Here is a 15,020-nt window from a genome sequence, read left to right as displayed (position 1 = left end):
CACCGCGACATCTTTTCATCTCGACATTCTGACGGTGCAACCATGGCACGCGAAAAATTCTATCTCACGACAGCTATTTCCTATCCGAACGGCAAGCCGCATATCGGCCATGCCTATGAACTGATCGCATCCGACGCGCTGGCGCGGTTCCAGCGGCTGGACGGCAAGGACGTTTTCTTCCTGACGGGCACCGACGAGCATGGCATCAAGATGCTGCAGACGGCGCGCAAGGAAGGCATCTCGCCCAGAGAGCTGGCTGACCGTAATGCCGCTGAGTTCCAGCGCATGGGGGCGGCGCTCAACTCGTCCAATGACGATTTCATCCGCACCACCGAAAAGCGGCACCACGAGTCCTCACAGGCGATCTGGAAGGCGATGGCGGCCAATGGCGACATCTACAAGGGCGGCTATGCCGGCTGGTATTCGGTGCGCGACGAGGCCTATTACGGAGAGGAAGAGACCGAACTGCGCCCCGATGGGCTGCGCTATGGGCCGCAGGGCACGCCTGTCGATTGGGTCGAGGAGGAGAGCTATTTCTTCCGCCTGTCGGCCTATCAGGACAAGCTTCTGGCGCTCTACGAGAAAAACCCCGGCTTCATCGGACCGTCCGAGCGGCGCAACGAGATCGTCAGCTTCGTCAAGTCAGGGCTGAAGGACCTTTCCATCTCGCGCACCACCTTCGATTGGGGCATTCCAGTGCCCGGCGATGAGGCGCATGTGATGTATGTCTGGGTCGATGCGCTGACCAACTACATCACCGCCGCCGGCTATCCCGACACGAATGCCCAGCGCTGGCACTACTGGCCAGCTGATGTGCATGTGATCGGCAAGGACATCACCCGTTTCCACGCCGTCTATTGGCCGGCCTTCCTGATGTCGGCGGGCATCGAATTGCCCAAGCGGGTGTTCGGGCATGGCTTCGTGTTCAACCGCGGCGAGAAGATGTCGAAGTCGGTTGGCAACGTGATCGACCCGCTGGCACTGGTCGATCATTACGGGCTCGACCAGTTGCGGTATTTCTTGCTGCGCGAAGTGCCCTTCGGCCAGGACGGCAATTACAGCCACGAGGCGATCGTCAATCGCACCAATGCGGATCTCGCCAATGATCTCGGCAATCTGGCACAGCGCTCGCTGTCGATGATCGCCAAGAATTGCGGCGGCGTGGTGCCGAAGCGCGGAGCGCTGAGCGAGGCAGACAAGGCAATGCTTGCCCAGGCGAACGCGGCGCTTGCTACGGCACGCAAGGCCATGGCCGAACAGGCGATTCATCTGGCGCTGGGCGCGATCTTCTCGGTGGTTGCGGAAGCCAACCGCTATTTTGCGGGCCAGGAACCGTGGGCACTGAAGAAGACCGATCCGGAGCGCATGGAAACGGTGCTCCACACCACGGCCGAGATCATCCGCCGCGTCGGCCTTTTGTGCCAGCCCTTCATTCCGGGTTCTGCCGCCAAGCTGCTGGACCTGCTGGCGGTCCCGGAAGATGCGCGTGACTTCGACCGTCTGTCGGACGAGCATGCACTGGTGGCGGGAACCGCCTTGCCCGCGCCGACCCCGGTCTTTCCGCGCTACGTGGAGCCGGAAGCGGCGGAGGCCTGAGGCGTCAACATGCTGGTCGATAGCCATTGCCATCTCGACTTTCCGGATTTTGTCGAGGAGCGCGCCGCCATGGTGGCGCGCGCCAAGGCAGGCGGCGTCGAGCGCATGGTGACGATCTCGACGCGCGTGAAGCGATTTGCCCAAGTACTTGCCATCGCCGAGGAATTCGAGGAGGTCTATTGCTCGGTCGGCACGCATCCGGACCACGCCGATGAGGAACTGGATGTGACCGCCGAGGAATTGGTGCGCTTGGCGCGACATCAAAAGGTGGTGGCGATCGGTGAAGCCGGGCTGGACTATTTTCACGACAATGCGCCACGCGACGCGCAGGCCAAGAGCTTCCGCGCCCATATCGCGGCGGCGCGGCAGACCGGCCTGCCGCTGGTGATCCATGCGCGCAATGCCGATGCCGATATGGCCGCAATTCTTGAAGACGAAAGCGGGAAGGGCGCTTTTCCATTCGTCCTGCACTGCTTTTCTTCAGGGCGCGCACTGGCCGAAACCGGTGTCAAGCTCGGTGGCTATGTCTCGTTTTCCGGCATCCTGACCTTCAAGAAATCCGAGGAATTGCGAGCGATCGCTGCCGATCTGCCGCATGACCGGCTTCTGGTGGAAACCGATGCCCCCTTTCTCGCGCCGATGCCGTTTCGTGGCAAGCGCAACGAACCGGCCTATGTGGCGCACACGGCAAGGGTGCTTGGCGAGACGATCGGTGTGGGAGCGGACGAGATCGCTGCCCTCACCACCGATAATTTCTTCAGACTATTCAACAAGATGCCCAGGCCGGCATCACGGAAAGCCTGAGGCATGGCGGACCGCCTGCGGCTCACCATCCTGGGCTGTGGCTCTTCGCCCGGCACGCCGCGCATAACCGGCGACTGGGGTGACTGCGATCCGGCCAACCCGAAGAACCGGCGCATGCGCGCCGCCGCCATGGTGGAGCGTATCCGTGCCGACGGCGCCACTACCCGCGTGGTGATCGATACCGGTCCCGACTTTCGTGAGCAGATGCTGATGGCGGGTGTGAAGCGGCTCGACGCCGTTCTTTATACCCATCCCCATGCCGACCATATCCACGGTATCGACGATCTGCGCGGTTTCGTGCTGGAGCAGCGGCGATTGGTGAATATTCACGCCGACCAGCCGACTCTGGATCGGCTTCACGAGGCCTTCGGCTATTGTTTTGAAACGCCGATGGGCAGTTCCTATCCTCCGATCTTGCGGGCGCATGAGATCGAACATTCGGATCCGGTGGTGATTGAAGGCGAGGGCGGTATTCTGACCTTCGAACCCTTGCCGCAAATCCACGGCGACATCATCTCGCTGGGCTTCCGCGTCGGGCCGATCGCCTATTGTCCCGATGTCAGCCATTTCCCGCCCGCCACTGCCGAGCGGCTGCATGGGCTGGAGGTGCTGGTTATCGATGCGCTGCAATATCGCAGCCATCCGAGTCATCTGTCGTTGGGCGAGGCGCTCGAATGGATCGGCCGCCTGCAGCCGAAGCGCGCAATCCTGACGCATATGCATATACCGCTGGACTACGCCAAGGTCGCTGCCGAGACACCCGACCATGTCGAGCCGGCCTATGACGGGATGCAGGTGGACGTCTCTTTTCAGGCAGGTTGAGGGGAAGGATCAATATGTCCGGAAGCATTGAGCGTGTGACGCAAGCGGCACAGACGGCCGGCCTTGACATCACTGTCCGGCGCATGGGCGCATCGACCCGCACGGCTGAAGAAGCCGCCGCTCAATGCGGGTGTGACGTGGCGCAGATCGTCAAGTCTTTGATTTTCCAGGGCGAGCGAAGCGGCAGGCTCTATCTGTTTCTCGTATCGGGAACGAACCAGCTCGATATCGGCAAGGCGGCCGCATTGGTTTCAGAACCGCTGAAGCGGGCGGACCCGCGCCAGATACGCGACGAAACCGGCTTTGCCATAGGCGGCGTTTCACCCATAGGTCACCGCATTGCCCTTCAGGCCCTTGCGGATGAGACGCTGCTGTCCTTCGACCAGGTCTGGGCCGCTGCGGGTGCGCATGATGCGGTGTTTGCAGCCGAGCCGAGGGCACTGTTTGCCGCGGCAAGGGCGCAAGCAGCCGATCTTGCCGCTCGCAGCAATCCACTTGGTCAATTCAATGTTCAGCCGACGGCATAGAGAGGGCAGGCCCCGCCGGATGGGTGAAAGGTTCGTGACAGGAGCGCGGCCTTCGGCTAATTCGAGGCCGCATCGGCAGGCCGTCGATTGCGATCAGAGACTGCCGTAACGAGGACTATGCATGGGTGCTCCCGAAACGATCGAAACCCTGGACACCATCGCCGGCCGCTACGCAGCGCTTTTGTGTGATGTGTGGGGCGTGGTCCACAATGGCGTGGAGGCTTTTGCCGACGCCGCCGCTGCTTTGCATCGTGCCCGGCAAAGAGGCATTGCGGTGGTGCTGATCACCAATTCACCGCGCCCGCGTGAAGGGGTCGAGGCCCAACTCTCGGCAATCGGGGTGCCCGAAGATGCCTGGGATCGGGTCGTCACCTCCGGCGATGTCACTCGCGACCTGATTCGGGCGGCCCCGCGCCGGCTGTTCCACCTCGGACCCGATCGTGATCTGGCCATCTATGACGGTATCGATTGCGAACTCGTCGAGGAATTCGAGGCGGATGCGGTGGTCTGCACTGGCCTGTTCGACGACGAGACCGAGCAGCCGGAAGACTATGCCGACATGCTGCGGCGTTTCCGCTCACGCAACCTGCCCTTCATCTGTGCCAATCCTGATATCGTGGTGGAACGGGGAGACGATCTGCTCTGGTGTGCGGGCGCGCTGGCGCGCGACTATTCGCAACTGGGCGGTCGCACGCTGATTGCCGGCAAGCCGCATCGCCCGATCTATGACTCTGCGCTGAAAGCGGCGTCGGAGGTGTCTGGGCGCGAGATCGCTGCTGAACAAGTGCTTGCGATCGGCGATGGCATGCTGACTGACGTGAAGGGCGCGGCCGACAATGGCTGTGACGTGCTTTATGTTTCCGGTGGCATCCACTCGCGCGACTATGGCGATCCCCTTGACCCGGATATCGAGCGCCTGTCGGAATTTCTCGAAAAGCACGGCCATCGCCCGGTGGCGGTCATCCCACGACTTCGGTAAGAACACACGATGCAGTCCTTCCAGCGCGTTTCCGGCTCGCAGAATCTGCCCGCATATCTGCGGGGCGGCGTGGTGGCGATCGGAAATTTCGATGGCGTGCATCGCGGCCACCAGCTTGTGCTGTCAAAGGCGCTGGAGGAAGCGGCAAGGCTCGGTGTCCCGGCCCTGGTGCTTACTTTCGATCCGCACCCGCGCAGCGTGTTCCAGCCGAAACTGCCGCTTTTCACGCTGACATCGGCATCGATGAAGGCCCGGCTCTTTTCCGAACTGGGTTTTTCCGCCGTAGTCGAGCAGCCTTTCACCCCGGCCTTTGCCCAATTCGACGCCGACCGGTTCGTCAACGATATCCTGGTGAAGCATCTTGGCATCAGCCATGTCGTGACCGGATTCGACTTTCATTTCGGCAAGGATCGTCAGGGCAGCCCGAGCTTTCTGGTCGAGGCGGGCAATCAGCATGGTTTCGGCGTTACCCAGGTTGAAGCTTTCCGCGATGAGGGCGGCCAGATCGTCTCCTCCAGTCGCATTCGCACCCTGCTGTCAGAAGGGGAGATGGTGGAAGCCGCCGGTCTGCTCGGCTATCGCTTCACAGTCGAAGCCGAAGTGACCCACGGCAAGAAACTGGGCCGTACATTGGGGTTTCCGACTGCGAATATGGCCCTGCCGGCCGGCACCGCGCTCAAGCACGGCATCTATGCCGTGCGATTTCGTGGCGCCGACGGGGTTTTGCATAATGGCGTGGCGAATTTCGGGCGCCGTCCGACGGTGGACGACGATGGCGCGCCGCTTCTGGAAACGTTCCTGTTCGATTTCTCCGGCGATCTCTATTGGCAGAAATGCCGCGTGTCGCTGTTCGGCTACCTGCGCGGTGAGGAGAAATTCGAAAGCCTCGATGCGCTCGTCGTGCAGATGAAGCGCGACGAGGAAGAGGCTCGCGCCCTGCTTGCGGGCGTTGTACCGCTGTCGCCGCTCGACAGGGCGATAGGCTTCGCCTGAACTCTACCTTCTCAGCGCCAGCCCGAAGGCGATGAAGGTCCAGCCCTGGAAGATCAGGTCTATCGCCAGGAACAGGCCAAGCACCCACAGGCTGTTGACTGGCCAGCCCAGCGCAATCACGAGGCCTGCGAGCGTGGTGACGACGCCGGCGGCCACGATCCAGCCCCAGCCGCTTGCCTGCCTGTTCTTGAAGCCGACCCACAGGCGCAGGATGCCGGAGGCGACCAGGCTGACAGCCAGGAGGAAGGTCAGGACGGCGGAAGCGAGCAGGGGGTTGTAGAAGGCAAGGAAGCCCGCAATCGCATAGAGCAGACCGCTCAGAAGCCACCAGAAGAAATTGCCCCAGCTCTTGACGCCGAAGGCGTGGGCGATCTCGATGATGCCTGAAACCAGCATCATTGCGCCGACCACATAGACGGAGGCGACGGTGGCGATGAAAAGATTGCCGAAGGCTATGCCGCCGAAGATCAGCAGGATGACGCCGAGGGCGACGAACCACCCCCATTTCGCTCTCGTTTCGCCGATGGCGTTGCGCAGCGTGTCCGGCATTTCGGTTGGTTGTGTCATTGCCACCCCCTCCGTAAACCTCGCATAAAGCGTATTGCAACTTACCGCACTCCAGCCTGCCCGTCCAGCGGCTATGCGCCAACGCCTTGTTTGGTATGGGGAAGCTCGGCACAGCCGCTGGGAATTGAAACAGATCACCCATCGCGGGTGAGAACTGTCCGCAACGAGTGATTGTGTCGACCAGCAGGGTTTTAGGCAGCCGTCGCTTGGAGTTTCCGCGACCAATCGCTTCACTTTCGCGATGTGATGCCCCGGCGGTGGTTTATCCGCTTTATTCTGCCGCGCGCCTCGGCTAAAAGCGCCATCATGAGATTTTCGGCGCTCGTCCTTGGTATTGCTATACGAATTACCGGCCCGGTCTTCCGGGCGGCTTGACGCTGCCCGAAAGCCCGGGACTTCTCAGGCGCGCTCGCGCGCTTCATCCAATTCCGATGGTTGAACGCCCAAGGCACGGGTTGCCGGGCAATTCGATGGCAAGACAATGACCGATACGTCCGAAAAACTAGATTATTCCAAAACACTCTATCTGCCGCAGACGGATTTTCCGATGCGCGCCGGCCTGCCCGAGAAGGAGCCGGTGACGGTTGCGCGCTGGCAGAAGATGGACCTCTACAAGCGCCTGCGCGAAAGTGCTGCGGGCCGCCCGCTTTACGTGCTGCATGACGGCCCGCCCTATGCCAATGGCAACATCCATATCGGGCATGCGCTGAACAAGATACTCAAGGATGTCATCACCCGCTCCTTCCAGATGCGCGGCTACAATTCCAACTATGTTCCAGGCTGGGATTGCCACGGCCTGCCGATCGAATGGAAGATCGAGGAAAAATACCGTGCCGCCGGCAAGAACAAGGACGAGGTGCCGGTCAACGAATTCCGCCAGGAATGCCGTGAATTTGCGGCACATTGGATCAAGGTACAGACCGAGGAATTCCAGCGTCTGGGCGTAATCGGGGATTTCAAGAAGCCCTATACGACGATGAATTTCCATGCCGAGGCGCGCATTGCTGGCGAGTTGCTGAAATTCGCCGCATCCGGCCAGCTTTATCGCGGCTCCAAGCCGGTGATGTGGTCGGTGGTGGAGCGCACCGCGCTGGCTGAGGCCGAAGTCGAATATCAGGACTATGAGTCCGACACGATCTGGGTGAAGTTTCCGGTCGAAAGAGGCGTGCCCGCGCTGGAAGGCACCCATGTCGTCATCTGGACGACGACGCCCTGGACCATCCCTGGCAACCGCGCCGTCAACTATTCGGCGCGCATCTCCTACGGCCTCTATGAGGTCACGGGAGCCGAGAACGACTTTGGCCCGCAGCCGGGCGAGAAGCTGATCTTCGCTGACGCTTTGGCGGAAGAGGCTTCGGCCAAGGCCAAGGTGACCTTGAATCGTCTTCGTAAGGTCGACGCCGAAGAGCTTGGAAGTCTTACGCTTTCTCATCCCCTGGAAGGTCTCGGCGGCGGCTACGAATTCCCCGTGCCCATGCTTGCCGGCGATCACGTCACTGACGATGCCGGCACCGGCTTCGTGCATACCGCGCCCGGCCACGGTCGCGAGGACTTCGACGCCTGGATGGATGCGGCTGCTGCGCTGGAAAAGCGCGGCATCGACACGCGTCTACCCTTCACGGTCGATGATGCCGGTTTCTTCACCAAGGACGCGCCCGGCTTCGGCCCGGATCGCGAGGGCGGGGCGGCGCGTGTCATTGACGACAACGGCAAGAAGGGCGACGCCAACAAGGCCGTCATCGACGCGCTGATCTCAAGGAACGCGCTGTTTGCGCGCGGGCGGCTGAAGCATTCCTACCCGCATAGCTGGCGTTCGAAGAAGCCGGTGATCTTCCGCAACACGCCGCAATGGTTTGTCCATATGGACAAGGAGTTGGGCGACGGCACGACGCTGCGCTCGCGCGCACTCGCCGCCATCGACGCTACCCGCTTTGTGCCAGGGGCGGGACAGACGCGGCTGCGCGCCATGATCGAGGAGCGCCCGGACTGGGTGCTCTCGCGCCAGCGCGCCTGGGGCGTGCCGATCTGCGTATTCGCCGACGAGGATGGCAATGTGCTGGTCGATGAAGAGGTCAACGCCCGCATCCTCGGTGCCTTCGAAAAGGATGGCGCGGACGCCTGGTTTGCCGAAGGTGCGCGCGAGCGTTTCCTTGGCGGCAGGGCAGGCGAGCCCTGGGTGATGGTGAAGGACATTCTCGACGTCTGGTTCGATTCCGGCTCGACCCACACCTTCACGCTGGAGGATCGTCCGGACATGAAGTGGCCGGCCGACGTCTATCTGGAAGGCTCCGACCAGCATCGCGGCTGGTTCCATTCCTCGCTGCTGGAAAGCTGCGGCACACGCGGCCGTGCGCCTTATGATGCTGTCATCACCCATGGCTTCACCATGGACGAGGACGGCCGCAAGATGTCCAAGTCGCTCGGCAACACGGTGGTGCCGCAGGATGTGATGAAGCAGTCCGGCGCCGATATCCTGCGGCTCTGGGTGATGACCACCGACTATTGGGAAGACCAGCGCCTCGGCAAGAACGTGCTGCAGACCAATATCGATGCCTACCGCAAGCTGCGCAACACCATCCGCTGGATGCTGGGCACGCTCGCCCATGACGAGGGCGACATGGTGCCGGTCAAGGACATGCCGGAGCTGGAGCAGCTGATGCTGCACCGCATCGCCGAACTGGATGAGGTCGTGCGCAAGGGCTACGACGCCTTCGACTTCAAGCGCATCACCCGTGCGTTGATCGACTTCATGGTGGTTGAACTCTCGGCCTTCTATTTCGATATCCGCAAGGACGCACTCTACTGCGAGGCGCCGTCGAGCCTGAAGCGCAAGGCGGCGGTGCAGGTCGTGCGCCACCTGTTCGACCATCTGGTGACATGGCTGGCACCGATGCTGCCTTTCACCACGGAAGAGGCGTGGCAAGAACGCTATCCTTCGGCCGAGTCCGTGCATCTGGAGCAGTTCCGCGATGTGCCGGCCGATTGGAAGAACGATGCGCTGGCGCAAAAGTGGCACAAGCTTCGCCAGGTGCGTAGCGTCGTCACCGGTGCGCTGGAACTTGAACGGGCGAAGAAGACCATCGGTTCGTCGCTGGAGGCAGTCCCGGTGGTCTATATGAATGACGCCGTGCTGGAGGCCGCCGTTGCCGGAATTGACATGGCCGAGATCAGCATCACCAGCGATCTGACCGTTTCGCGTGACGAGGCCCCGGCGCAGGCATTCGCGCTGCGGGAAGTTCCGGGCGTGGCTGTGGTGGTGAAGAAGGCCGAGGAATGCGGCCTGCGCAAATGTGCGCGTTCCTGGCGCTATACCGACGATGTCGGCTCGGATTCGGAGTTTCCGGATGTGTCGGCACGTGACGCTGCGGTGTTGCATGAGTTGCAGGCGCTGGGCCGCCTTTGAGCGTCGGCAGGCGCTTCCGGCAGGGGCGTCGGCCGTGCGGTCGTTGCCCTCGCGGGGCGCTTACGCTAAAAGCGCGTAACTTCCGCCGACAAATTGTCGCCGGATTCTGATCGGATGAGCAGTGAAGGCCGGGATTCCCAATCCCTAGCGAGAGGCGGTTCATAAGTGAAATTTCCCCGCATGACTGAAAAGGCGCTGTCGCGCGTGACGTTTGCTGCGCCGCTTGTGGTGTCCTCGCTCGTGTTGGCCGGCTGTGTCAGTTCGCCAACCTACGGCACCGACAAGACCTCCACCGAACAGCTTGCGGGGGATTTGACGGGCATCCTTTCCGTTGCGCCGAAGAACCGTGCACAGATCGACTACAAGCCTCGCCCCGAGCTTGTTAAGCCGAAAGCCGGCGAAAAGCTCGCCCTGCCGGCGCCGCAGGAAAGCATCGTCACGGCTGAAAGCACACAGTGGCCGGAATCGCCTGAGCAAAGGCGTGTCCGCCTGCGCGCTGAGGCAACCGAAAACCGCAATAACCCGGGTTGGCGGCCGGAGATTCAGGGCGACGTTAATGCTCCGTCGTCCGCTCCGACCCTTCCCATGGGGGCTTCCCAGCACTCGGTCGATTCAGGCGTGCAACGGGTCAGCGCCAAGGTGGATGAACGCAAGGCCTTCAATCAGCGGCTGGCAGAAGTCCGGCAAGGCAGCGATACTCAACGCAAATATCTCAGCGAGCCGCCGCTTACCTATCGCCAGCCCGCGGACACGGCTCCGGTCGGCGATATCGGCGAGGATGAGTTGAAGAAGGAGCGGCGTCTCAAGGCCGAGGCGCGCAAGAAGGGCGGGTCTAGCCGCTGGTACGACGTGCTGCCCTGGTAAAAGGCTGGTGACTGCTTTCGGCCTTCAAGGTTCGCGGCGTGCCTGAAAGAAATCCTTGAGAAGTGCCACCGCACTGCTTTCGGCGATGCCGGAATAGGTCTCCGGCACATGGTGGCAGGTTGGCGAAGAAAAAAAGCGCACGCCGTTGACGACCGCGCCGCCCTTTTCGTCGGCGGCTCCGAAGTAAAGTCTCCGGATGCGGGCGAAGGAAATGGCGGCTGCGCACATTGCGCAGGGCTCCAGCGTCACATAGAGATCGAGATCGGTCAGCCTTTCAGATGAGAGCTTTTGCGAGGCAGTGCGGATCGCCAGTATTTCGGCATGCGCAGTGGGGTCGTTCAGTTCCCGGGTGCGGTTTCCGTCGCTGGCAATGACCTGGTTACCCGCCGCCACCACGGCGCCGATTGGGACTTCGCCACGTGCTGCTGCAGCCTTCGCCTCGCTTAACGCCAACGCCATGAAATCCGGACGTTTCAAGCCGTTATTCCCCTCGCAACTCCACAATGTTCCTGTTATCTAGCGCCCCGGAAAGGCAAACGCCACATGGATGACGATCGCAAGAAATTTCCGCGCAAGGGCGCTTCGAAACCCGCAGGTACACGCGCCGGCAGCAATGCGCCGCGCAAGGGCGGCAAGCCGGGCTTTGCCGCAAAGCCGCGTTTTGAAGGCGGGAAGCCTTTCAAGCGCGACGACGAGAAGTCCTATGCAAAGCGGCGCGACGCAGCCGATTCAGGCACTGAGGCCCGTTCGGAGCGGGGTGACGCGCCGTTCCGCAAGGGGCCGCGCCCGGAGCGCAAGCCCTATGAAAAGCGTGAAGGCCAGGGTGCTCCCCGGCCTGGCCGTTTCGAGCGCCAAGCAAGCAGGGACGAGGGACGCTTCTCGCGGGAAAGAAGCGGCGACGAGCAGCCCGCACGGAGCTTTGACAAGCCGCGCCGAGAAGGTTTCGAGAAGCGGGGCAGGCGTGACGATTTCAAGCGTGGCGAGGGCCACGCCAAACCGTTCTCCCGGCCAAAGGGAACTGAAGACGCACCCGGCGAACGCATAGCCAAGCGGCTGGCGCGGGTCGGCATTGCCTCGCGCCGCGACGCCGAGGAATTGATTGCGGCTGGCCGTGTCAGGGTCAACGGCAAGGTGCTGGAATCGCCTGCCTTCAACGTGATGCCCGATGACCGGATCGAACTCGACGGCACCCTGATCCCGCCGGTCGAGCGAACGAGGCTTTTCCTGTTCCACAAACCGGCAGGCGTGGTCACCACCAATCGCGACCCGGAAGGCCGCAAGACGGTTTTCGAAATGCTGCCGGCAGAACTGCCGCGCCTGATGACTGTCGGCCGGCTCGACATCAACACCGAGGGCCTGTTGCTGCTGACCAATGATGGCGGCTTGTCGCGGGTTCTGGAATTGCCGGCGACAGGCTGGTTGCGCCGCTACCGGGCGCGCGTCCACGGCAAGGTTGACGAGGCCCAGCTTGCCGGCCTGAAAGACGGCATTGCGGTCGATGGGGTTTTCTATGGTGCGGTGGAAGCTTCGCTCGACCGCGAGCAGGGCAGCAATGCCTGGCTGACGATCGGCCTGCGTGAGGGCAAGAACCGCGAGGTCAAGAATATTCTCGGGGCGCTGGGGCTCGACGTGACGCGACTGATCCGTATTTCCTTCGGGCCCTTCCAGCTTGGCGAGCTTCCCGAAGGGCATGTGCAGGAACTGAGCGGACGCACGCTGCGTGACCAGCTCGGCGAGCGGCTGATTGAGGAGTCCGGCGCCAATTTCGAGGCTGACATCCAGAAGCCATTCAGCAACAAGCCGGTGCGGCGCGAATTTTCCAAGCCCAAGGACGTCGCCGTTGCCGAACGCGCGCCGCGCAAGTCACGGCCTTTGCCTATCGGCGAGGGCGGCCTGATCAAGAAGCGCAGGCGCGACGAGTCCCAGCATCGTGAGGAGATGCGCGATCGTCTGCAGACGAAGCCGGAGCGGGGCGCCAAGCCCGGCTTTGGCGATAGGCCAGCGCGCGGTGGAAAATCCGATGTGCGCGAGTCCCGTCCCATCGATCCGCCGGGTGCGCGCAAGGCCAATGTCTGGATGGCGCCCGGCGCCCGCCCGATCGGCAAGGGGCGTGCCGCCGCTGAAAAAGCGCAAGCCGAGGCAGGCAAGGCCGGCAAGGCCAAATTCGGCAAGCATGGCAGCAAGCCGTTCTTCGACAAGCCAGGCGGGGGTAAATCCGGTCTGGGCAAGCCGCGTCGCGAGGGCGATGATCGCCCCGCAACTCCTCGCAAGGGCAGGGACGATGCGGATCGTCGGCGGTGAGTTTCGCGGCCGGCCGCTGGCCACGCCGCGAACCAATGCCATACGCCCCACCACCGACCGCACCCGCGAAGCGCTGTTCAATGTCCTGACCCACCGCTTTGCCGACAAATTGCGGGGAGCGCGTGTGCTCGACCTGTTTTCGGGCACCGGGGCGCTGGGGCTCGAAGCCCTGTCGCGCGGGGCGGCATTTTGCATGTTCATCGAGGAGTCGGCCGAGGGCAGGGGCCTTGTGCGCACCAATGTCGAAGCCTTCGGCCTGCAGGGGCGCACCAAGATTTTCCGGCGCGACGCAACCAGCTTGGGTCCGGCAGGAACCGTCCAGCCCTTCGGCCTGGTGTTTGCCGATCCCCCCTATGGCAAGGGTCTTGGCGTCGCTGCGCTTCAATCGGCGCGGACGGGCGGATGGCTGCAGCCCGGTGCCCTCTGTGTGGTGGAAGAAGCCGCCGCCGCGCCCTTTGACCCAGGTGTGGGCTTCTCGGTCATCGATGAGCGCAATTACGGTGAAACCATCATCCGGCTGATCGAGTTTGCCTGATCTTGCGGTGACATGTCCTGCTTCGGCCTTTTTTCGATGGCAGATGACGCATGACTGATTTCTGAGCGATCTTCGGGTTATACCCGATACTTCGCAGCATGCTTGAACTTTCCGGGAGCAGAAAATGAATCTTGAAGCCGGCTGGGTGGCCCGATGCGGCCGGTGTCTGCTGCTGGCGTCCCTTGTGCTTTTTGCTGCCGCCTTCTCACCAATGCAGGCATCGGCACAAAGCGGCAATGGCGACAACGGCACAGTTGCGGACTTCCTGCTCGACAACGGCATGGAGGTGGTGGTCATTCCCGATCATCGCGCGCCGATCGTCACCCATATGGTCTGGTACAAGGTCGGCAGCGCCGACGAGCCGGCGGGCAAGTCCGGCATTGCCCATTTCTTCGAACATCTGATGTTCAAGGGCACGACCAACCACAAGGCCGGGGAATTCGGTGCCCGTATCGCCGAGATCGGCGGGCGGGAAAACGCCTTCACTTCCTATGACTACACCGCCTATTTCCAGACCGTGCCGCCGGATGCGCTCGAAACGATGATGACATACGAGGCCGACCGGATGCGCAATCTGGTGCTGACCGATGCGGTTATCGGCCCCGAGCGCGACGTGATCCTCGAGGAGCGGCGCTCGCGCGTGGAAGGCAGTCCTGATGCTTTGCTGGATGAAGAGGTACAGGCAACGTTGTTCCAGAACCATCCCTACCGTATTCCGGTGATCGGCTGGATGCAGGAGATCAAAGAGCTTAACCGGGCGGAGGCCGTGGATTTCTACAACCGGTACTATGCTCCCAACAATGCGGTTCTCGTGGTGGCGGGAGATGTCGACCCGGATGACGTGCGGGCCATGGCTGAGCGGACCTACGGCAAGGTGGCGCGCGGTCCTGACCTGCCGCCGCGTATGCGCCCGCAGGAACCTGAGCAGAATACCAAGCGCACCGTGACCCTGACCGACCGGCGCGTCAGCGTGCCGAGTTTTTCCAAGGCCTGGGTGGTTCCCTCATACCATAGCGATCAGCCCGGCGAAGCCGAGGCCATCGACCTTCTGTCCGAAATCTTGGGCGGGGGAACCCAAAGCCGCCTCTATCAGGAACTGGTGGTCAAGGCAGGCATCGCCTCTGGTGCCGGCGCCTATTATGATGGGACGATGTTCGACGACACCAGCTTCACCGTCTACGGATCGCCGCGCGGAGAAGCCGATATCTATGCGGTTGAGAAAGCGGTGGATGTCGAAATCCGCCGCATCATCAAGGATGGCGTGACCGATATGGAGCTTGAAAAGGCGAAGAAACGGTTTGTTCGCAGCATGATCTTTGCGCGCGACCGCCAGTCGAGCATGACCAATATCTATGGCAGCACGCTTGCCACCGGGGGAACCGTTCAGGAGGTTGCCGAATGGCCGGACAAGATCAAGCAAGTCACGGCCGCGCAGGTTCAGGCCGCCGCTGCCAAATATCTGAACCCGGATATTTCGGTGACGGGTTACCTGCTGCCGGCGGCTGAGCCAGCCGTGGCAACCGAGGCCGCTCCCATGCCGAGCCCCGGTGATCCTGCAGAGACGGAAAGCGGACTTCCTGATCCTGTCCAGGCCGATCCGGCCCACACCGCTCCCGCCAACTGATCCGG

The 15,020-nt window shown here is 62.2% G+C and carries 13 protein-coding genes; 11 read left to right on the top strand and 2 right to left on the bottom strand.

Annotated features, from left to right (window positions below):
• The first annotated feature begins 42 nt into the window (after positions 1–42).
• The 6 genes from metG to EET67_RS21205 all read left to right on the top strand — a co-directional run bounded on the left by metG (position 43) and on the right by EET67_RS21205 (position 5,721).
• Positions 43–1,596, top strand: coding sequence for a methionine--tRNA ligase (metG, locus tag EET67_RS21230; RefSeq protein WP_128628219.1), 1,554 nt, complete (start codon positions 43–45; stop codon positions 1,594–1,596).
• Between the two features lie 9 nt (positions 1,597–1,605).
• Complete coding sequence (locus EET67_RS21225) at positions 1,606–2,400, top strand: TatD family hydrolase (RefSeq protein WP_128628218.1); 795 nt, start codon at positions 1,606–1,608, stop codon at positions 2,398–2,400.
• Positions 2,401–2,403: 3 nt separating this feature from the next.
• Complete coding sequence (locus EET67_RS21220; protein WP_128628217.1) at positions 2,404–3,222, top strand: MBL fold metallo-hydrolase; 819 nt, start codon at positions 2,404–2,406, stop codon at positions 3,220–3,222.
• A gap of 14 nt (positions 3,223–3,236) precedes the next feature.
• A complete protein-coding gene (locus tag EET67_RS21215) occupies positions 3,237–3,749 on the top strand; it encodes a YbaK/EbsC family protein (protein WP_128628216.1) in 513 nt (170 codons plus the stop codon).
• A gap of 121 nt (positions 3,750–3,870) precedes the next feature.
• The gene (locus EET67_RS21210) at positions 3,871–4,728 is read left to right on the top strand and encodes a TIGR01459 family HAD-type hydrolase (protein ID WP_128628215.1); all 858 of its coding nucleotides are present in this window, start codon (positions 3,871–3,873) and stop codon (positions 4,726–4,728) included.
• 9 nt (positions 4,729–4,737) lie between these two features.
• On the top strand, positions 4,738–5,721 hold the full coding sequence (locus EET67_RS21205) for a bifunctional riboflavin kinase/FAD synthetase (protein WP_128628214.1): 984 nt from the start codon (positions 4,738–4,740) through the stop codon (positions 5,719–5,721).
• Positions 5,722–5,724: 3 nt separating this feature from the next.
• On the opposite strand, the gene EET67_RS21200 is transcribed toward EET67_RS21205, so the two are convergent.
• On the bottom strand, positions 5,725–6,270 hold the full coding sequence (locus EET67_RS21200; protein WP_128628233.1) for an HdeD family acid-resistance protein: 546 nt from the start codon (positions 6,268–6,270) through the stop codon (positions 5,725–5,727).
• A gap of 499 nt (positions 6,271–6,769) precedes the next feature.
• On the opposite strand from EET67_RS21200, the gene ileS reads away from it, so the two are divergent.
• Positions 6,770–9,691, top strand: coding sequence for an isoleucine--tRNA ligase (gene ileS / locus EET67_RS21195; RefSeq protein ID WP_128628213.1), 2,922 nt, complete (start codon positions 6,770–6,772; stop codon positions 9,689–9,691).
• Positions 9,692–9,856: 165 nt separating this feature from the next.
• On the top strand, positions 9,857–10,555 hold the full coding sequence (locus EET67_RS21190) for a hypothetical protein (protein ID WP_342634679.1): 699 nt from the start codon (positions 9,857–9,859) through the stop codon (positions 10,553–10,555).
• 24 nt (positions 10,556–10,579) lie between these two features.
• Here EET67_RS21190 and EET67_RS21185 read toward each other — a convergent pair whose 3' ends face one another.
• On the bottom strand, positions 10,580–11,032 hold the full coding sequence (locus EET67_RS21185; RefSeq protein WP_128628212.1) for a nucleoside deaminase: 453 nt from the start codon (positions 11,030–11,032) through the stop codon (positions 10,580–10,582).
• Positions 11,033–11,098: 66 nt separating this feature from the next.
• Here EET67_RS21185 and EET67_RS21180 point away from each other — a divergent pair, with 66 nt between their 5' ends.
• The 3 genes from EET67_RS21180 (at position 11,099) to EET67_RS21170 (ending at position 15,015) form a co-directional block, all read left to right on the top strand.
• The gene (locus tag EET67_RS21180) at positions 11,099–12,856 is read left to right on the top strand and encodes a pseudouridine synthase (RefSeq protein WP_128628211.1); all 1,758 of its coding nucleotides are present in this window, start codon (positions 11,099–11,101) and stop codon (positions 12,854–12,856) included.
• A complete protein-coding gene (gene rsmD / locus EET67_RS21175) occupies positions 12,837–13,391 on the top strand; it encodes a 16S rRNA (guanine(966)-N(2))-methyltransferase RsmD (RefSeq protein ID WP_128628210.1) in 555 nt (184 codons plus the stop codon). The genes EET67_RS21180 and rsmD overlap by 20 nt, the downstream gene beginning before the upstream one ends.
• A gap of 124 nt (positions 13,392–13,515) precedes the next feature.
• Positions 13,516–15,015 carry a M16 family metallopeptidase gene (locus EET67_RS21170; RefSeq protein ID WP_128628209.1) on the top strand — a complete coding sequence of 500 codons (1,500 nt, stop codon included), beginning with the start codon at positions 13,516–13,518 and terminating at the stop codon, positions 15,013–15,015.
• The last annotated feature ends 5 nt before the right edge of the window (positions 15,016–15,020 follow it).

It is taken from the genome of Borborobacter arsenicus, assembly GCF_003934165.1.
In the GTDB taxonomy this organism is placed as follows: domain Bacteria; phylum Pseudomonadota; class Alphaproteobacteria; order Rhizobiales; family Rhizobiaceae; genus Pseudaminobacter; species Pseudaminobacter arsenicus.
Note: the sequence above shows the minus strand (reverse complement) of the source record. Positions and strands in the feature narration are given on the sequence as shown.